The organism is Sphingomonas sp. MS122 (assembly GCF_049532975.1).
In the GTDB taxonomy this organism is placed as follows: Bacteria; Pseudomonadota; Alphaproteobacteria; order Sphingomonadales; family Sphingomonadaceae; genus Sphingomonas.
Genome location: NZ_CP186695.1, coordinates 3,566,526 through 3,585,642, shown reverse-complemented (window position 1 = coordinate 3,585,642; position 19,117 = coordinate 3,566,526). Strand labels below are relative to the sequence as shown.

The 19,117-nt window shown below is 66.2% G+C and carries 17 protein-coding genes; 11 read left to right on the top strand and 6 right to left on the bottom strand.

Annotated elements, in window-relative coordinates:
- The first annotated feature begins 23 nt into the window (after positions 1-23).
- Genes ACO227_RS17240 through ACO227_RS17225 form a run of 4 tightly spaced genes read left to right on the top strand, consistent with a single transcriptional unit; the run spans position 24 to position 3,373 of the window.
- Positions 24-1,034 carry a protocatechuate 3,4-dioxygenase gene (locus tag ACO227_RS17240; RefSeq protein WP_423603460.1) on the top strand — a complete coding sequence of 337 codons (1,011 nt, stop codon included), beginning with the start codon at positions 24-26 and terminating at the stop codon, positions 1,032-1,034.
- 8 nt (positions 1,035-1,042) lie between these two features.
- Entirely contained in the window at positions 1,043-1,705 is a 663-nt protein-coding gene (locus ACO227_RS17235) for an RraA family protein (protein ID WP_423603458.1), read from the top strand.
- The gene (locus tag ACO227_RS17230; RefSeq protein WP_423603456.1) at positions 1,705-2,361 is read left to right on the top strand and encodes an RraA family protein; all 657 of its coding nucleotides are present in this window, start codon (positions 1,705-1,707) and stop codon (positions 2,359-2,361) included. The genes ACO227_RS17235 and ACO227_RS17230 overlap by 1 nt, the downstream gene beginning before the upstream one ends.
- 13 nt (positions 2,362-2,374) lie before the next feature.
- Positions 2,375-3,373 (top strand): amidohydrolase family protein, encoded by a 999-nt coding sequence (locus tag ACO227_RS17225; protein ID WP_423603454.1) that lies wholly within the window; start codon positions 2,375-2,377, stop codon positions 3,371-3,373.
- 290 nt (positions 3,374-3,663) lie between these two features.
- Here the strand turns inward: ACO227_RS17225 and ACO227_RS17220 are convergent, their stop codons facing one another.
- Positions 3,664-4,938 carry a Rieske 2Fe-2S domain-containing protein gene (locus ACO227_RS17220; protein ID WP_423603452.1) on the bottom strand — a complete coding sequence of 425 codons (1,275 nt, stop codon included), beginning with the start codon at positions 4,936-4,938 and terminating at the stop codon, positions 3,664-3,666.
- Positions 4,939-5,102: 164 nt separating this feature from the next.
- On the opposite strand from ACO227_RS17220, the gene ACO227_RS17215 reads away from it, so the two are divergent.
- Positions 5,103-5,723 (top strand): MarR family winged helix-turn-helix transcriptional regulator, encoded by a 621-nt coding sequence (locus ACO227_RS17215; RefSeq protein ID WP_423603450.1) that lies wholly within the window; start codon positions 5,103-5,105, stop codon positions 5,721-5,723.
- A gap of 84 nt (positions 5,724-5,807) precedes the next feature.
- On the top strand, positions 5,808-7,250 hold the full coding sequence (locus ACO227_RS17210) for an aldehyde dehydrogenase family protein (RefSeq protein ID WP_423603448.1): 1,443 nt from the start codon (positions 5,808-5,810) through the stop codon (positions 7,248-7,250).
- 18 nt (positions 7,251-7,268) lie between these two features.
- On the opposite strand, the gene ACO227_RS17205 is transcribed toward ACO227_RS17210, so the two are convergent.
- Positions 7,269-8,879 (bottom strand): thiamine pyrophosphate-requiring protein, encoded by a 1,611-nt coding sequence (locus ACO227_RS17205; RefSeq protein WP_423607392.1) that lies wholly within the window; start codon positions 8,877-8,879, stop codon positions 7,269-7,271.
- On the opposite strand from ACO227_RS17205, the gene ACO227_RS17200 reads away from it, so the two are divergent.
- The 3 genes from ACO227_RS17200 to ACO227_RS17190 all read left to right on the top strand — a co-directional run bounded on the left by ACO227_RS17200 (position 8,826) and on the right by ACO227_RS17190 (position 11,241).
- Complete coding sequence (locus tag ACO227_RS17200; RefSeq protein WP_423607440.1) at positions 8,826-9,089, top strand: hypothetical protein; 264 nt, start codon at positions 8,826-8,828, stop codon at positions 9,087-9,089. The genes ACO227_RS17205 and ACO227_RS17200 overlap by 54 nt on opposite strands.
- A 55-nt stretch (positions 9,090-9,144) precedes the next feature.
- On the top strand, positions 9,145-10,263 hold the full coding sequence (locus ACO227_RS17195) for a 5-methyltetrahydropteroyltriglutamate--homocysteine S-methyltransferase (RefSeq protein WP_423603446.1): 1,119 nt from the start codon (positions 9,145-9,147) through the stop codon (positions 10,261-10,263).
- 144 nt (positions 10,264-10,407) lie between these two features.
- Positions 10,408-11,241, top strand: a complete 834-nt coding sequence (locus tag ACO227_RS17190) for a p-hydroxycinnamoyl CoA hydratase/lyase (protein ID WP_423603444.1) — start codon at positions 10,408-10,410, stop codon at positions 11,239-11,241.
- Positions 11,242-11,263: 22 nt separating this feature from the next.
- On the opposite strand, the gene ACO227_RS17185 is transcribed toward ACO227_RS17190, so the two are convergent.
- Positions 11,264-12,541, bottom strand: a complete 1,278-nt coding sequence (locus ACO227_RS17185; RefSeq protein ID WP_423603442.1) for a Rieske 2Fe-2S domain-containing protein — start codon at positions 12,539-12,541, stop codon at positions 11,264-11,266.
- A 140-nt stretch (positions 12,542-12,681) separates the two neighbouring features.
- On the opposite strand from ACO227_RS17185, the gene ACO227_RS17180 reads away from it, so the two are divergent.
- Entirely contained in the window at positions 12,682-14,109 is a 1,428-nt protein-coding gene (locus tag ACO227_RS17180) for an FAD-dependent oxidoreductase (RefSeq protein WP_423603440.1), read from the top strand.
- 76 nt (positions 14,110-14,185) lie between these two features.
- Complete coding sequence (locus tag ACO227_RS17175; protein WP_423603438.1) at positions 14,186-15,244, top strand: amidohydrolase family protein; 1,059 nt, start codon at positions 14,186-14,188, stop codon at positions 15,242-15,244.
- A 66-nt stretch (positions 15,245-15,310) separates the two neighbouring features.
- On the opposite strand, the gene ACO227_RS17170 is transcribed toward ACO227_RS17175, so the two are convergent.
- From ACO227_RS17170 to ACO227_RS17160, 3 genes are read right to left on the bottom strand one after another with little or no spacing between them, the layout of a single operon-like run.
- Positions 15,311-16,504: a carbohydrate porin gene (locus ACO227_RS17170; protein ID WP_423603436.1), complete on the bottom strand. Its 1,194-nt coding sequence runs from the start codon at positions 16,502-16,504 to the stop codon at positions 15,311-15,313.
- Positions 16,504-17,796, bottom strand: coding sequence for a putative porin (locus ACO227_RS17165; RefSeq protein WP_423603434.1), 1,293 nt, complete (start codon positions 17,794-17,796; stop codon positions 16,504-16,506). Before ACO227_RS17165 ends, ACO227_RS17170 begins: the two co-directional genes overlap by 1 nt.
- On the bottom strand, positions 17,793-18,881 hold the full coding sequence (locus ACO227_RS17160; protein WP_423603432.1) for a PepSY-associated TM helix domain-containing protein: 1,089 nt from the start codon (positions 18,879-18,881) through the stop codon (positions 17,793-17,795). The genes ACO227_RS17165 and ACO227_RS17160 overlap by 4 nt, the downstream gene beginning before the upstream one ends.
- Positions 18,882-19,117: the final 236 nt, after the last annotated feature.

Sequence of the window (19,117 nt, the reverse complement as noted above, 5' to 3'; positions counted from 1 at the left end):
TCAATCGAACCCGGAAAGAGGATATGGCCGAAATCGCGCTGGGCATGTGGACGTCGCACGGACCGACGCTGTCGACTTCGGCGGAGCAATGGCTGCTGCGCGTGTCGGCCGACAAGAAGAACCGTCATCCGTTCCGCGGCGAAGTCCATGACTTCGAAACGCTGGTCGAACTGCGCAAGGGCGAGGGGCTGGCCGAGGCGGTGACCTTGGCCGAGCGCGAGCGTCGCCATGCCGCGTGCCAGGCCGCGATCGCGGAAATGGCGGACCGGTTTGTGGCGGCGAAGGTCGATGTCGCCGTCATCATGGGCAACGACCAGCGCGAACTGTTCCTCGAGGACATCACCCCGGCCATCACGGTCTATCTCGGCGAGACGATCTGGGACCAGCCGGCAACCGCGGAGCAGGCGGCGCGGATGCCGCCCGGCATCCACGAGGCCGAATGGGGACACAGCCCGCCCGAGCGCCGGGAATATCCCTGCCTCCCGGACCTGGGCACGCATGTCTGCGAGGCGCTGGTGCCGCAGGGGTTCGACCTTGCCGTCTCGAAACGGCTGCCCGAGCCCGCAGGCCATTGGTCCAGCGGTGCCCCGCATTCGCTGGGCTTCATCTATCGGCAGATCATGCGGGACGAGGTCGTCCCCAATCTCCCGATCCTGCTGAACACCTTCTTCCCGCCCAACCAGCCCACCGCCCGCCGCTGTTTCGAGCTGGGCCGCGCAGTCGGCGAGGCGATCCGGAGCTGGGACAAGGATGTGCGGGTCGCCGTGTTCGGCTCAGGCGGCATGAGCCACTTCGTGATCGACGAGGACTTCGACCGGATGTTCTTCGAGGCGCTGCGCAACCGCGATGCGGAAACCCTGTGCCGGATCGAGGATCGGCATCTCCAGTCCGGCACCTCCGAGCTCAAGACCTGGATCGCGGCCGCGGGCGTGCTCTTCGACACCGATCTTGAAGGCGAGGTGGTCGGCTATGAGCCCTGCTATCGTTCTGAAGCCGGGACCGGCACCGCCAACGGCTTCGTCGCCTGGCAGTGAGCGATGCTATGACCGATCCCCATGTCGCGCGCCTCCGGCGCCTGGACGCCTGTGCCGTCTCCGACGCGCTGGACCGGCTCGGCCTGCCCGGCTGTGTCACCGGCCTGCGCTCGGCGCTGCCGGGGCGGCGCATCGCCGGGCACGTCCATACCGTCAAGCTGAGGGCGGGAACGCCGCCGCCCGGTCGTCCGCCGGTGCATCTCGGCGCCGCGGCGATCGATGCGAGCGGGCCGGACGACGTGATCGTGGTCGAGCAATCGACCGGCATCGATGCGGGCTGCTGGGGCGGCATCCTGTCGCGCGGGGCGCAGCGCAAGGGCGTCGCCGGCGTGATCTGCGAGGGCCTGGCGCGCGACGTCGACGAAGCGCGCGAGATCGGTTTTCCGGTCTTCTGCCGCGGCTATACCGCCCGCACGGCGCGAGGTCGCGTCTATGAGGACGCGACCGATGTGCCGGTCGAGGTCGGCGGCTTTACGGTCGAGCCGGGCTTCTACGCGATCTGCGATTCGAGCGCCGCCGTCTTCGTCGCGCCGCAGGATATCGCGGCAGTGCTTGCTGCCGCCGAGGACATCGCCGCGCGCGAGGCGGAGATGACGCGCAGGCTGGAGACGGGCGAGGCGGCGAGCGCGGTGCTCGGCGCCAATTACGAATATATGCTGAAGCGGGACTGATGCGCGACGATACAAATGTGAAGCGCGCCGCCGCGCTCGACACCGCCACGCTGAGCGACGCGCTCGACCGGCTCGGTATTGCCGGCCAATGCTATCGGATCGCCGGCCGCGACCCGGATTTCCGCATGGCCGGCCGCGCCTATACCATGCGTTGCGGCCCGGCATCGACCCCGCCGGGCACGGTCGGCGACTATATCGACGACGTACCGCCGGGACATGTCGTGGCGATCGACAATGGCGGGCGCGAGGATGCGACCATCTGGGGGGACATCCTGACCGAAATTGCCCATCGCCGCGGCCTTGCCGGAACGGTGATCGACGGGATCAGCCGCGACGTCGCGCTGTGCCGTGCGCTCGGCTATCCGGTGTTCAGCCGCGGCCACTGGATGCGCACGGGCAAGGACCGCGTCCAAGTCGAGGAGACCGGGTGCGTCGTCGAGATCGGCGGCGCGCGCGTGGCGCCGGGCGACATCCTGCGCGGCGATGCCGACGGCGTGGTCGTCATCCCACAGGCGCATGAAGCGGCGGTGCTCGCCGCGGCCGAGGAGATCCACGCGGCCGAGGAGCGCATCCGCGAGGCTTGCCGCTCGGGCATGCGCCTCGACGAGGCCCGCGCCCAGTTCAAATATCATCAGCTTCAGACGCGGCAGAAATAGGGGAAACGCGCCGATGATCATCGATTGCCACGGTCACGTCAGCGCTCCGGTGGAGCTGTGGGCCTACAAGGCGGGGCTGCTCGCCCATCGCGGCTCGCACGGTCGGGGCGGCGTCAAGGTGACCGACGAGCAGATCATCGCCGCCGCCCATCACAAGGAAACCTGGCCCGACGGCCATATCGAGCTGCTGCACAGCCACGGCACGGACCTTCAGCTCATCTCGCCGCGCCCGTTCCAGATGATGTCCTCGGCCAAGCCTGCCCGCCTGGTCCACTGGTTCTGCGAGGAAGTGAACACGCTCATCCACCGCCAGTGCACGCTGCTCCCCGACCTGTTCATCCCGGTCGCCGGCTTGCCGCAGGCGGCGGGCGAGCCGATCGAAGCCTGCTTTCCGGAAATGGACCGCTGCGTCTCGTTGGGGTTCAAGGGCTTCCTGCTCAATCCCGACCCCTATGAGAACGGACCGGAGGAGGCGCCGCCACTGGGCGACCGCTATTGGTATCCGCTCTACGAGAAGCTTTGCGAGCTGGACCTGCCCGCGCATATCCACGCCACCGGTTCGCAGTCCGAGCGCACGCCCTATTCGCTGCATTTCATCAACGAAGAGACGATCGCAACCTACAATCTGTGCACCTCGTCGGTGCTCGACGATTTCCCCGATCTCAAGATCGTCGTCAGCCATGGCGGCGGCGCGATCCCCTATCAGTTCGGCCGCTTCGAATCCCAGTCGCGGCGGACCAGGCATCTCTTCTCCGAGCGCATGGCGAAGCTCTATTTCGACACCGTGCTGTATACCGAAGGGGCGCTCAGGCTGCTGATCGAGACGGTGGGGCCGGAGCGCTGCCTGTTCGGCTCGGAATGCCCGGGCGTCGGCTCCTCGATCGATCCCGCGACCGGCCATACGATGGACCATATCGCCCCCTTCATCCAGAAGTTCGATTTCCTGAGCGAGGCCGACAAGAAGCTGATCTTCGAGGACAATGCGAAGAAGGTGTTTAGGCTGGAGCTTTAGGGCGAGGCGGCGTTCGGACGCGCGTGTAAACCGCGCTTCCCTCCCTGCAAGGAGGGGCCCGGGGTGGGTTGCAAGCGAACGAGCCTTTCCGCCGTTCGGATAAGTCGAAGGCCGGGGCATCGAGCCCCGTCCATCGACACCCACCCCTAACCCTCCCTTGCAGGGAGGGGAACGCGTTGAATGTCGATCCCCTAACCGAGCCAGCCGGAGCCCTCCATCCGCAAAGGGGAGGGGCCCGCCCTTGGGGGATGAGGCGCGAGAACACTTGCAGCCACCCCGCAGCAGGACGCTCAGGCGTCGATATAGCCCTTTGTGTCCTGCGTGATGCCCATCGCCTGCTCCTGCGCCAGGCGTACCGCCTCGGGCTGACCGTGCTGGAAGATGAAGCGTTTGAGGTGCAGCGCGCCGCCCGCTTTGATCTCCTCGGCGGTCATGCCTTCAGTGACGGCCTCGCGATCGATCGTGGGCAGCGGGATCGCCTTGTTGATCCCGGGATCGCGAATGATGCCTTTGGGATCCTCGCCCCTCCTCACCTTTTCGATGTCGCGCATGAACTGGCGGCGCAGCAGGCCGACGCCCTTGTCGCTCAGGCCCAAATGCTCTTGCGTCCGGTCGGAAATCCGGCCCTGGCCGATCCAGGCGACGAAGTCCTGGTTCATCACATGGCTGGTGATCCAATCGCCATTCTCGTCCCTGGTCGGGCCATACCAGACCGGAATCGAGTTCTGCACATAGGGTTCCTGATCCTTGGGGACCCGGGTGAAGAACCAGCCGATGCTCAACATGTTCTCGTCGTCCACCGGAACGCGGAACTCGAAATGGTCGCCGGTGAACATGCCGTTCGGCCACAGGCAGGCGCGGCCGATCGTCCAAAGCGGATGCGACTCGTCCGTATCCTCGCGAATCCGGTTGTAGGTGAATCCATAATCATATTCGCGGAAATCGATCTTGAGATGCTTGGGGCCATAGGGCCCGGTCTCACCGCGGAGCCGCTTGCTCCAGTTCGCGTGCATCCACTCGAAGTGGATCGGATCGATCGAATTCTCCTGCCCTTGAAGCCAGTTGCAGGGCAGTTCGGAGATCACGATCTGGCGAAAGCCGTTCTTCCACGAGAAGGGCTCCCAATCGGGCAGTTCGGGCGCAGGATCTGGGCCCATATAGGCCCATAGCAGCCCCGCATGCGCACGCACCTGGTAAGCCTTGATTGTGACCCGGTCCCTGTAGCGGCCCGCGGGATTGGCGGTGTCCTCATAGGGCTGGGCCAGGCACTTGCCGTCCCGATCGAACAGCCAGCCGTGATAGGAGCAGCGAAGGCCGCATTCCTCGACCATGCCATGGGCCATGTCCGCGCGGCGATGGGGGCAGTGGCGATCGACCAGGCCGTAATTGCCGGACAGATCCTTATAGAGAACGAGATTCTCGCCCATCAGCCGCACCGGCTTGGTGGCCCGGCCCTCGAACTCGCTCTCGCCGCCGATCGGATGCCAGTAGCGGCGCAGCAGCTCGCCCATCGGCGTGCCGGGGCCGACGGCCGTCAGCAGCTTGTTCTGCTCTTCAGATAGCATCTCTTGCCTTTCACGATGCCGGTAGCGCTAGATGTCATAGAGAACTATTTAGATGTATAAAACAACAATGCGTCAAGGGAGGCCGATGGATGTGCGACTTTCCTATTGCCGCCCGGCGGCAGCGTCCTATTGTCCCGGAGCGGACATTCAACGAGGGGACTTTGGTGGCGGCGAAGAAGGCCGAGCGGGCGACGACGCCGCCCACATTCCGCAACCTGATGACATTTCGGCTGCATCGGGTGGCACGGATCTCGGAGCGGATTTCCGAGCAATATTATCGCAAGCACATGGACCTTTCGCTGCCGGAATGCCGTGTGATCGGCATCACCGCCGGCTATGACTGCGTATCGTTCAAGCGTGTCGCGGCGGCGGCCAATCTCGAGAAGAGCTATGCCAGCCGCGTGGTCTCTTCCCTTGTCGAGCGTGGCATCATGGAGAAGCTCGCCAACCCGTCCGACAGCCGGTCCGTGCTGCTCCAGCTTACCGAATATGGCCGGGGCATCCATGAGCAGACCTATGCGCTGGCGCTGCAGCTCAATGCGCGCCTTCAGGCTCCTTTCCGGCGGGAGCAGGTGGAAGCATTCGTGGATTTTCTGGGAATGCTCGAGCAGCAGCTCGGCCGCACCGATGCGCTTGCCGAGGGGCCCAGCGACTGGCCTTCGCCCATGACATCGCAGGCCGGCGACTCGCTTGTCACGCGGGATTCGGCCGCGGTGGAGCTCGATCGGGAGTTTGCCCGCCACCTTCATGAACTGCTGGGAGCGTATCTCGCCGGGGAAAAATGAGCCCGGCGCGGAATGTGGGTTGTGGATTCAGGCAACAATATTCATCCTCTCGCGGAACGCAGCGGGAGAGGTGAGATGGGCCGATTGGACAAGCTGGCGCGGCCGGCGCTCGTCGCGGGTGCCGACGCCCATCTCATCGGTGGCCGGCTGGTGTCCGGCGGCGACATGATTGATGTGGTCGACCCTGCGACCGGCCAGGTCTTCGCGCTCTGTCCTGATGCCTCCCGGGCCGATCTCGAAGCGGCCGTCGTCGCTGCCCGCAGCGCCTTTCCGGGTTGGGCGGCGATGGGTTTCGAGCGGCGGCGCGAGCTGATCTTCGCCTTTGCCGACCGCATTGCCGCGGCCGCCGACGAGCTGGCGCCGCTGCTGACCCGCGAGCATGGCAAGCCGCTCGAGCAGGCGCGCATGGAGCTTGCGATTTCCGGTCATCACATGAAGCAGCTCGCCTCGCTCGAACTGCCGGACGAAATCCTGCGCGACGATGAACGGGGGCGGGTGGAGTTGCGCTATCATCCGCTGGGTGTCGTCGGGGCGATCGCGCCGTGGAACTTTCCCGTGGCGCTCGCCATGCACAAGGTCGCGCAGGCCCTCTATACCGGCAACAGCCTCGTGCTGAAGCCGTCGCCATTTACGCCGTTGACGACGCTCGCGGTCGGGGCGCTCGCGGCGGATCTGCTGCCGCCCGGTGTGCTGAATGTGGTTGCCGGAGGCAACGATCTCGGCGCATGGATGACCGCGCACCCGGATATCGACAAGATCAGCTTCACCGGCTCGGTCGCGACCGGCAAGAAGGTGCTGGCGAGCGCTTCCGCGACGCTGAAACGGGTGACGCTCGAGCTGGGCGGCAACGACGCGACGCTGGTGCTCGATGATGCCGATCTCGATCTCGCGGCGGCCGGGATCGCGCGCAGCGGCTTCTTCAACTGCGGACAGATCTGCATGGCGATCAAGCGCGTCTATGTGGCGGAAAGCGTGCACGACGCATTGGTCGAGAAGCTGATCGCGAAGGTCGGGGCACTCAAGGTCGGCCCCGGCACGATCCCCGGCATGGACATGGGGCCGATCCAGAACCGCGCGCAATATGGGAAGGTGAGGGCCTATCTCGAAGACGCAATCGCTCGCCCGGGCGCGGAGGTGCTGACCGGCGGGAATATCCCGGACGGCGAGGGGTATTTCATCGAACCTACGATCATCGCCGGCCTGGACGACGATGTCCCGCTGGTCTGCGAGGAGCAGTTCGGTCCCGTGCTGCCGGTGCTCGCCTTCGCGTCGGAAGACGAGGCGGTCGCGCGCGCCAATCACGGCCGTCTGGGACTGGGCGCCTCGGTCTGGAGCCGGGACCCGCGCCGGGCGCACGAGGTGGCCGGCCGGCTCATGGCCGGCACGGTCTGGATCAATCGCCACGGGCTCAACGAATCCGACGTGCCGTTCGGCGGCATGAAGGAATCGGGCTATGGTCGCGAGCATGGCGTGCTCGGCATCCGCTCCTATCAGGAGCTGCAGGTGATCAGCCGCCCCGCGGCCTGAGGACGATGTTCGCCATGTTCAGGCGTGGCGGGCGACCTTCACCTCGATCAGGGCCTGGCGGCGTTCTTCTCGGATCACGCGAGCGGCGTCTGCCAGCGTGGCGACAAGCTCCTCCGCCCGCTCGACGCGCGCGGTCCAGGCACGCGATGCTTCGGCGATTTTGCAGAAATCCGGCAGCGGCTCGAGCGATGTGATCGGCATCACGTTGGCGCGCGCCGCATGCCCCTGCGGATAGATGCCGAGCGTCGAGCCGCGAACGGCGCCCCAGATCCCGTTATTGTAGACCACGGTGAGCAGCGGCAGGCGGTGCGCCTCCGCAACCTGATGGCAGGCCACCGGATTGGCGAACATGTAGCTGCCGTCGCCGACGGTCGCGACGACGAGACGCTCACGATCCGCCAATTGCATGCCGAGCGCGGCGGGCAACCCCCAGCCGAGCCCGCCCGAGATCGGATTCTGGAAGAACTGATCGCCGCGCAGCGTCGGCAGGAACTCCGGCTTGGCGCCGAGCTCGCTGACGATGCAGCCGTCATTCCCGATCAGCTCGACGATGGCGCGGGTGACGAAAGCGGCAGACATGGGCGGGCCGGACTCCGCTGCCTTTGCGTCGAGCGCCCTGCGGCGCGCCGCATTGCGCTCCGCCAGGGCTGCGAAACGTGCGCTTCGATCCCGGATCGGCATGGCTGCATCGAGGGCGGCAAGGATATCCGCCGATTCCCCGGTCAGCGCGAGGTCCGCCGCGAAGCCGCGGATCGGTGTTTCGATCTGATGGGGATCCGGCCCGGCCTGGATCACCGCCGTTCCCTCGGCGAAGCCATGACGGTGCGGTAGCCAGGGCACGATCGCGTCGAGTACCAGCACTACGTCCGCCCGCGCGAGATCCTCGGCGGGATCGAAGCCGGCGTGCATCGGCGACGTGCCGGCAATGGAGAGCTGCGACGGCCAGAATTCCACGACCGGTATCGCGTGTCGCTCGGCAAAGGCGGTGAGCCCGTCGAAGCCGCCGTCACGCGCGCCCACGCGGAACGCGATGATCAGCGGATGCCTGGCATCGCCGAGCAGGCGGGCAGCCTCGGCGATCGCGCCGGGATGCGGCGCGCAGCGCGCTGGAGCGTTACGGGGCGGCACATCGCGATAGGTGACCACCTCGCACAGGGTTTCGCGCGGCAGACCGAGATAGACGGGGCCGCGCGGCAGAGAAGTTGCAATCGCCACGCCGCGGTCCACCAGGCTGGCCATTTGCTCGGGCTGGGCTAGCGTGGCGTCCCATTTCACCGGCTCGCGGACCATCGCCGTCTGATCCCGCATGTTCTGGCCCCAGTTGATCGGCGAGTTGCGGTGGCCGAGCGGGCCATATTCCGTCGCCGGGGTCAGTCCGCTGGCGACGATCACCGGCACTTGATCGGACGCCGCATTGAGCAGGCCCATCACGCAATTGGCGAGCCCCACATTGGTGTGGACCATCACCGCCTGCGGCTTTCCGGTCGCGAGATAATAGCCGTGCGCCATGCCGAGCGCCGCGGTTTCGTGCGGCACCAGCATCGGCGTCGGCACCTTGAAATCCGCCACCTGGGCATGGGCGAAACCCTCGATCACCGGCGCGAAGTCGGTGCCGCCATTGGCAAACAGATAGTCGACGCCATTGGCCGCGAGCCGGCGCAGGAAGATCTCGCCAGCGGTCGCCTCGATCTCGTCAACGACCGGATCCCGCGTGTTGTCGGACGTCGCTGCGACTGGGGACATGACCTTCTCCTGATAGCGGGGCTTCGGCGCCTCTTCGTTCCGGTTGGCAGGACTCGAACGCGGCGCTCGAGGCTTCCCGATAGCGATCTCGCTTGAATTTAGTTTTCTAAGGCTACAAAAATAGTTTCAAGAATCAACCTAGGAGAGTTTCTTGGCACAGGGGAAATCCGCGCCGTTCCGTGCCGACCATGTCGGCAGCCTGATCCGGCCAGACCAGCTAATCCAGGCGCGCGAGCGCCATCAGGCCGGTGAGATCGGGGACGAAGAATTGCGTGCGGTCCAGGAGGGGGCGATCCGCGAGGTCGTCGCGTTGCAGGAAGATGTCGGGCTGAAATCGATCACCGACGGCGAATATAATCGCGGCAGCTGGCACACCGACTTCCTGCTGCGGTTCGCGAATGTCGAGCCCTGGCAGTCCAACTACACCACCACCTTCCACAACGAGGAAGGATCGGTGGAGAGCAAGCCGCACACGATGCGCGTCACCGGCAAGCTCGGCCGCCCGAAGCCGATCTTCGTCGATGACTTCAAATTCCTGAAGTCGGTGACCCGGGAGACTCCGAAAATCACCATTCCCTCGCCCTCGATCATGCATTTTCGGGGCGGGCGGGAAGCGATCGACACCAATGCCTATCCCTCGATGGAGGAATTTTATTCCGATCTCGCCGGAGTCTATGCGGAGGAGATCGGCGACCTGATCGAAGCCGGCTGTCGCTACCTCCAGATCGACGAGACCAATTTCGCCTATCTGTGCGATCCCTCGCTCCGTGCGCAGGTCCAGACCAGCATCGGCGAGGACCCGAACGAGTTGCCGCACGTCTATGCGAAGCTGATCAACAGCGCGATCGCCGGCCGACCCGCGGACATGACTGTGTGCATGCATGTCTGCCGCGGGAACTTCGCCGGGAAGTGGGTGGCGGAGGGCGGCTATGAACCGGTCGCCGATGTATTGTTCAACGAGATCGAGGTCGACGGATATTTCCTCGAATATGATTCCGTACGTGCCGGCGGGTTCGAGCCGCTGCGCCTGCTTCCGAAGGGCAAGCGCGTCGTGCTCGGGCTGGTCACCACCAAGCGCGGCGAGATGGAGAGTGCCGAGGAGCTGAAGCGCCGCATCGACGAGGCCGCGAGGTTCGTCGATCTGGATCAGCTCGCGCTTTCCCCGCAATGCGGCTTCTCCAGCGGTATCGGCGGCAACACGATGGGCATTGAGGAAGAGAAGGCGAAGCTGCGTCTTGTGGTCGAAGTGGCTCAGGAGGTGTGGGGCTGAAACTGATGCCGGGCCGGTGACGAGCCAACCGGCTGCGGCCGGGTTGCGATGGCCGGCCTCGGCGCGAAAGAGCGGGACGCGATACGCGCATTCCTGATCCGTTCGATCGACGCGGTCGGGGCAACGATTGGAGGCCTGAAGGCGATGACGCATGAGACGCGGTTTGAAACGATCCGAGTGACGGTGGACGAGGGAATTGCCTGGGTCGCGCTGAACCGGCCGGACAAGCGCAACGCGATGAGCCCGACGCTCAACAGCGAGATGAAGCAGGCGCTCGACGACCTCGAGATCAATGACGATGCCGGTGTCATCGTGCTGACCGGGGAGGGCGAGGCCTTTTCCGCCGGCATGGATCTCAAGGAATATTTCCGGGAGACGGAGGGGGAGTCGGCGATCGTCCAGGCGCGGTTCCGCCGGGCGGCGACCGACTGGATGTGGCGCCGGCTGATGCACTATCCCAAGCCCACCATCGCAATGGTCAACGGCTGGTGCTTCGGCGGCGCGTTCACGCCGCTGGTCGCATGCGATCTCGCCATTGCCGCGAACGAGGCGACGTTCGGCCTGTCCGAGATCAACTGGGGCATCATCCCGGCGGGCAACGTCACCCGCGCCGTCGCCCAGGTCATGAACCATCGCGACTCGCTCTACTACATCATGACCGGCGAGCCGTTCGACGGGCGCAAGGCGGCCGAAATGGGCCTCGTCAACCGTTCCGTGCCGCTTGCCGATCTACGCGCGGCAACCGAGCAGCTGGCCCGCACCTTGCTAGGCAAGAATCCCACGGTCCTGCGGCAGGCCAAGTCGGCGTTCAAATATGTGGAGAGCCTGGACTGGGACACGGCCGAGGCGATGCTGGGTCAGATGGCCGCCGCCACCGCCGCCCAGGATCCGGAGCGCGGGCGCCGCAAGGGCATGGCGCAGTTCCTCGACGAGAAATCGTTCCGGCCGGGTCTTGAAGGCTATCGCCGAGACGCCTGAGCGGGCTGGAGCGCCGCGCAACTCACATCGCTTGTGCCCATTCCATGTCCGGCGGATTGAAAGCGTCGATCGCCCTCCAATCTTCGCCCTTGCGATAGGTGGCGGAGACGGCGCGGAGGCCCTGTACGTCCGGGTGGACGCCCAGGAATGGCACGACTCCCGCATCCCGGTGCGCCTTCACTGCCCCCAGCAGCTGGCGCCGGGCGAGTGAGATGATCACGTCGGCCGCGCCCAGGAACTCCCGACTGCGGTCGACGATCGGGCCCATCGATTCCTGGACGACGAAATCCTCATAGGCGTTGGTCCGCCCGACGATGCCGCTCCAATGCCCGGCCTTCATCGCCGCGCGATCCTGGTGCCACATGTTGGTGACGTCGCCCATGTCGGAGTTGAAGTGGTCGGGATCGCCGGAATCGGAGCCGAACTGGAGATAGGCCTCGGGATCGATCGGCGCCGCCATGTCGAAGCGCAGATACCATTGGATCACCGCCTCGTCGTCGATCGGCACGGAGATGACGGTGACGCCGGCATGGCCCGGGGGCCGGGGGATCAGCGAGTAATTGGGCAGCACGACCTCGCGAATCCGCGCATAGCATTCGCTGCCGGACAGCTCGCGGATCGCCGCCTCGCGGAAGCCGTAGGGCTGCACCTCGAATTCGAAGCGCGGCGTCTTGTAGGTGCGCATGAAGGTGGATTCGGAACGCTGGCCCTTGGTGCCCTTGAGCGCGCCGTCGCGGGCATGGAGAAATCCGACATGCGCCGAATCGAGGGTCGCCTCCAGCGCCTGCAGCCAGTTGCATCGGAGCACGCCGCGCTGCGGCTGGACATGGTCGTCCGGAAGACCGGCCCATTCGAAATTGGGCAGCGGCGGCGGCGTTTCGCGGCGGCCGACATAGACCCAGACCATCCCCGCCATTTCGCGGGCATGATGGCGGCGGGTGGGAACCGCGCTCGCGAACCGCGTGCGCCGGTTCTCGGGTTCGGTAGGGCAGTCGATGACGCGGCCTTCGATATCGACCTTCCAACCGTGGAAGATGCACCTCAGGCCATTCTCCTCGTTGCGGGCGAGCGCCATCGAGGCGCAGCGATGCGGGCAGGACTCGTCGATGAATCCCACCTGGCCGTCGGTCGCCCGGAACGCCACGAAATTCTCGCCGAGCAGCCGCACGCGCTCCGGCGCGCCGTCCGCTTCCAGCTTTGCCGAGCGGACCACCGGGAACCAATATTCGCGCATCAGCTCGCCCATCGGTGTCCCCGGGCCGACGCGCGTCAGCAACTCATTATCCTCCTTGCTCAGCATGGCCTCTCCTTCTCGTCCGACTTTGCGCCCTGCAGCTTGATTGTGAAAGACTATAACGATAAGACAGTAAGATGAAAATAGCGGGCGGAGGTGGCACGGCCGTGCGGGAGACGATTCTGGAAGCGGCCCGGGAGATCCCGGTGGCCAGGCGCACGCAGATACTCGTCATCGGTGCGGGAGCAGGCGGCTATCCCGCCGCGATCCGTGCCGCGCGGCACGGCGCCGATGTGCTGCTGATCGAGCGCAATCCCGTGGTGGGCGGGACCGGACCGATGTCCTTCGTCACGGAATTCCTGAGCTGCGAGAATATCAGCGGCATCTTGCGCGAGGTGCAGCAGCGCCTTGCCGCGCACGATGCCGCCCCGGCGGAGTTCCTGCCCGAATATTTCAATCTCGCCTACGATCCCGAGATGCTGAAGCTTGTGGTTCTCGACATGCTGGTCGAAGCCGGCGTCGACATCCTGCTCAACACCCAGGTCGTCGACGCGATCATGGAGGGCGACAGGATCAAGGGCGTGATCGTCGAGAACAAGTCGGGGCGGCAAGCGATCCTCGCCGACGTCGTCATCGACGCCAGCGGCGATGCCGATGTGGCGGCGCGCGCCGGCGTCGCGATGCAGCCGAGGGAAGCGCCGCAGCCGATGATGATGCTGTGCCGGATGGGCGGCATCGACTGGCAGCGGCTTCAGCAGCACGCCCGCGCCAATCCGGACGACTTCTCCAAGCTCTGGGGCGCGCCGCCGCATGCGCTGGACGGCGCGCAATATGTCCATGTCACCGGCTGGAAGTCGCTGGTCCAGCAGGGCAAGGACGAGGGTGTCCTGCCCGGCACGTTCGGCCATCACCTTTCCGTATTCGGCGCGACTCCGGCCAATCTGCGCAACGGCATCGGCTATCTCTACGCCGTGCAGGTGTTGAACCGGGATCCGACCGACGCGGCGGACCTGACCGGCGCGGAGATCGAGGGACGTCGCCGCGCGCGCGATTTCCTGCCCTTCGTCAAGCGCATCCCGGGCATGGAAAGGGCGTTCCTGATCGACATGGCGCCGCAGATCGGGGTGCGCGACAGCCGTCGCATCGTCGGCGACTATACGCTCACCCGCGACGACATCTTCGATGGCGCGGTGTTCGACGACGAGATCGCGCTCAAGGTCTATCGCGGTCCCAATCTCAAGGGCTGGGTGCGTCACAAGCCGGACGGCAGCGAGGGCGGCAGCGGGCACGACCCCGCCGAGCTGCCGATCTCGGTGGTGGTGCTGGGACTGCCGTATCGTTGCCTTCTGCCGGCCGGGATCGACAATCTCATCGTCTCGGGGAAGACCGTGTCCTTCGACAACGAGGCGCACCAGCGCGTGCGGCTCATGCCGGAATGCATCGCGATGGGAGAGGCCGCCGGCACGGCGGCGGCGGTCGCGGCACGCGACGGCGTTCCGCCGCGCCAGGTCGATGTGGCGGAGGTCCGCGCCTTGCTCGCCGCCGGCGGCCTCAACCTCGATCGCGAAAGGATCCGGCTCGCCGAAGTGCGCGAGACGCTGGCCAGCCGTGGCTTGAATGTGGCGATGGCCTAAGCGGCCGGCCAGCCAGGAAACCCCATGGAGCATGGCTGCCCGCTCGCCGGGACGGCCGGAACAGGAGAGCACGAGCATGACGGAGGCCATCCAGGTCGCGCCTGCACCTTATAAGCGGATCGCCACCGAGGAGGCGTTCTGTCCCCCCGAGATGCTGGATCGCTACCGCCGCCTGATCGAGGCCAAGACGGTGCCGGAGATCGGCTTCAACAGCATGTGGGGTTTCTATCTGGATGCCGACAGCCCGCGCTGCCGCTTCATCCGCGATCATCTGGGGGATCTCGGCGAAGCGCGTCTTGCGCATATGGACCAGGCCGGAATCGACATGGCGGTGTTGGCGCTCACTTCGCCCGGCGTACAGGTGATGCCGGCGGGGGAAGGCACGTCGTTCGCGGCGCAGGCCAATGACTGGTTGGCTGACGCCGTAGCTCGTCATCCGAACCGGTTCGCGGGCCTTGCCGCTTGCGCGCCGCAGGACGCCGTCGCTGCCGCCAAGGAAATCGAGCGCGGCGTGAACCGGCTCGGCCTTAAGGGCGTGATCATCAATTCGCACGTCCAGCAGCAATATATGGACGACACAAAATTCTGGCCGGTCTTCGAGGCCGCCGAGGCGCTGGACGTCCCGATCTACCTCCATCCCGCCACGCCGACGAACCGGCTGATCGAGCCAATGCTCGAGCGTGGCCTAGATGGTGCGATTTTCGGCTTCAGCGTCGAGACCGGCCTGCATGCGTTGCGGCTGATCGTTGCCGGGGTGTTCGATCGCTTTCCGGAGCTGCAGGTCGTGCTCGGTCATGTCGGGGAATCACTGCCCTTCACGCTCTACCGGCTTGATTACATGCATGCCGCCAGCGTGGCTTCCGGCCGCTATACGGCGATGGGTCCGCTGAAGCGCAAGGTTTCCGACTATATGAAGGAGAATTTCCTCTACACGAACAGCGGCGTGGCCTGGGAACCGGCGATCCGCTTCCTGCAGGAAACGATCGGCGTCGATCGGGTCATGTATGCGATGGACTATCCCTATCAATATAAGCCCGAGGAAGTGACCGCGTTGGATGGGATGAAGATCGGTGCGGTCGCGAAGAAGGCGTTCTTCGAAGACAATGCGCGACGCGTGTTCAAGCTGGCTGGCTGAGCGCCGGCGTCGGCCCCAGCGAGGTAGTGAAGTCGTGACCTTTGCAACGGCGTGCGGGGCGATCCGCTAGAAATCGAACAGGTCGACGCCGATCTCGGTGCGGATGCCGAGGACAAGCGCATCGGGGATCGTCGGGTCGGCCGAGGGACGACGGATATACTGAGCATGCGGCTGGACTGCGAGCCACGGGGTCAGCTGGGTACGGTAGGTGGCCTCCACCGCGATCTCCGAGGCGGAGGCGCCGGTCGCGGTGCGGTAGGGCTCGGACGTGAAGCCGGCGGCGAGCGCGATGCCAAACTCATCTTCGTCACGGCCGGGCAGCCAGCCGGTGAACTTGAGACCGGTGCTCATGAAGAAATCGAACATGTTGAAGCGGCCGGCGGCGGTGCCGAAGCGGGCGAAGCCGTCGAGCTTGCGGCCGGGCGCGACGCTGAGCGGAAACTCGGCGCGGATATAGGTGCCGGCATTGCCGCCCGTGGTACCGCTGCCGTCGGTGCGCTCGAAGCGGGCGGTGTAGCGCCAATGGCCGAGGAGGAGCTTGCCGCCCGCGCCGAGCGGGGCCTGGACCTCGCCGACGAGCAGCGCGCCCTCGTCCTTGTCGAGACGGATCACGGTGCGGCCGGGGCGGGCGGGGTCGCCGGGGACGGCGTCGAGCACCGCGGCGCGCACGACCCAGCCCCTGGCAGGTTCGACCTGGAGCCGCGCGGCGAGCGACGTCGAGGGGAAGATCGACGGACCATTTTGTCCGGTCTGGCTGAAATCGGTGCCGATGCCGTGCGCGCTGCCGACGAACAGGCCGGAGGAATCGAGCGCGTCGAACTCCGAATTGAGGTCGTAGAGACCGGCGCGGAACGAGACGCGCTCGCCGAATTTCTGATCGACCCATGCCTCGTACAGACGCAACGCGCGGACGCCGGTTTCGATATTGCTCACGGCGTGGCTGTCGCCGACCAGATCGCTGATCGAATTGCCGTTGTTGTACAAGCCATAGAGATGAAGCTGGGCGCCGGTCCAGCCGGCGACCCGCTCCAGGTCCGCCTCGAACACGATGTCGAAATTGTCGAGATAGCGCGCGCCGCGCTCGATTCCGCCTGCGGCGTTGGCGATCACCTCGCTGGTGTAGGTGAGCTGGAGCAGGAGCGGGCCGTGCGCCTCCTCGATTTCGGCAGGGGCATGGGTGTGGCTGTGCGGCAGGGTGCCGTCCTGCGGCGGCGCATCGGCCCCCGCAGCCGCGGCGAGCGCGAGCGCCGGAAGCAGCATCAGAAGCTGACCATCAGATTGAGGCGGATGCGGTCGAGCCAGTCGAGCGGTGCGGTGGTGTAGCGCGCGTCGAGCGGCCGGTAGTGGTACCAGGCGAGGTCGAGCAGCAGATTGGATGCCGGGACATAGCCGATGCCGAGGCCATGGAGACGATAGTTGGTCGAGAGATCGAGATTGTCGTGGCTGAAGGCGGCGAACACCGCATCGACCTGGACCTCCGAGTAATTGTAAGCGACGCGCCAGTCGCCGCGCTGTGCGGTGCGTCCGGCGGCGAGTTCGAGGTTGAACCCCGTGTCGCCCGGTACCGCAGCGCCGAGATTGCGGACGTAGTCGGCGGTGAAGGCGAGCGGCCAGCGCGGCGACAGGCCGGCATAGGTGAGACTGCCGAGACCCTCGATCAGGTGGAAGTCGGAAAGATAGCGACCAGCGCTGACGAGGTTGCCGCGGAAGTCGCCGGCGTCCGCACCCGTGACCGAGCCGAGCCGGTAGTGGTAATAACTGCCGGCGAGGCCAAGCTTGATATCGGACGTGAGCGGGGCGGCGAAGGTCACCTGGCCGCCCAGCATGTCGCTGTCGCGCGCGGCCGAAGCCTCGTCGACCACGAAATAGAGCGCACGGACATCGGCCTTCGCACCGCCGCCGAGGCCGATGGCATAGCTGACGCCGAATCCCTGCGGCGAGACGTCGCCGTCCCACACCATGTCGGTGCGCTGGAAGATCTGTGGGAACTTGCCCGCGACCGCGGTGAACCCTCCATCGGCGTACCGGACGAACGCCTGGTCGAGCGAGACCGCGAAATCGTCGAGGAAATTGCCGAGCGTGACGTCGGTCGAATTGGGGTCGTCGGGATCGCCGGTCGCGATCTGGGTCCCGATCGAGAGCTTGTCGGCGACGGCGTAGCTGGCGCGCAGGCGAGCGCGCAGCACCGAGCGCGAGCGATCACGCGCGGCGCCGTAATTCCATTCCTGACGGATGCGCAGATCACCGCTGACGTCGAGGCCTGGGATTCGCATGGCGGAAGCGGGGGCGGTTGCCTGTGCGGTGGCAGTACCGGTTACAGCGGTCGTGGCGGCGGCGAGTTGGGACGGCGGGGCCGATGCGGGTGCGGACGACGGAGGCGTGGTGTCGATGCGTTCGAGCAGTGCCGCCTGCCGCGCGACCAGCGCCTCGAGCTGATGGATGCGTTGCCGCTGATCGGCCAGCTGGCGCTCGAGCGCGTCGAGACGCGACTCCTGCGCGAACGCGGGGCTCGCCATGGCCATGACGGCGAGCGGAAGCGCGATCGGCTTCATGCGGCCTTGCGCGGCTTGCGGCGCCGGAGCCAGAGCAGCACGCCGACGACGATCATCGTGATCAGCCACAGACCGATGGCGATTGAGAGAATTCGGCCGACCAACCCACCCGCTTCACCGGTGTGGATCGGGAACAGCGCGCTCATGAAGGCGTCGGCGGGAGCCGCCCGGGCGGCCGGGAAGGTGCCGCGCACAGCGCCGGTATTGGCGTCGACGAGCACGAAGCTGCCGCCATAGGCGCGGCGGATCTCGCCCGGTGCCCGGACGCGGATGCGCCAGGTCGCGTCGTCGGGCTTTGGCCAGGCTGCCTGGGTCAGGGTGCTTCCCGGAATTGCGGCAAGACCGGCGCGCACGGCGGCGGCAAATCCGATCGGCGCGCCGGCCGGCGGATTGGGGGGCAGCGAGACGGGCTTCGCACCAATGAGATCGCTCACCCCGCCCTCGAACTTGAGCAGCGTGCCGGTGGTCGCGATGACCAGTGCAGGGGCGGCCACCCACAGGCCGAGCGCGCGGTGCCACGAATAAAGGCGTGCGGCCGCTGGCCCGCGCGCCGCGGGGCGCAGCGCAAGGCGCCAGGTGCCACGTTTCGGCCAGGCGGCGACGAGGGCGAGCACGAGGTTGGTGCACAGCAGGATGCCGCTGATCGACACGATCCAGCTGCCCCAGCTGCCGAGCAAGTCATGATGAAAGCCGACGAGAAATCCCATCAGGCTGGTCTCGCCGGCGCGCGTGGTGCGCAGCTCGGTGCCGTCGCCTGCAATGCGGATGGTGCGGCCGTTGCCATCGGCATCCTCGGCGATGATGTTGTACCGGTCCTCATAGCCGGCGGCCGTCCATACCGACTTGACCGTCATGCCACCGTCGCGGCGCTCGATCGTGGCAATGCGGCGTTCGATCGCCGCGAGATCGGTCGGACGGTGCGCGCCGGGGATGCCGGCATCGGCAATCTCCCAATGGAAGACGATCAGTACCCCCGTGATCGCCTGGAGCAGCCAGAACACCGCCGCGCCGAGGCTGAGCCAGCGGTGAACCTTGACGATGGCGCGGCGTGGCGAGAGCCGTGCGGGCGAGACGGGCGCAGTCATGGCGTGGATGTGGCGTGCGGTGGAGGACCGTAAAACATCCACTTTTCCCAAAGGAATGGGGGCCAAGGCGCGACATCGCCTTGTGCCGGCAAGGCGCAGATGCAACGCATTCGCGATAATGGTCCGCGATCATGGCTGGACCCTCGGTTATCGTCCGATCAGTTCAGTTCAAGGGACCGCTGCGCAGCAAACGGAGCGCGAGCCGAGCGCCCGCGCAGCCGCTGCCGCGCGACCTC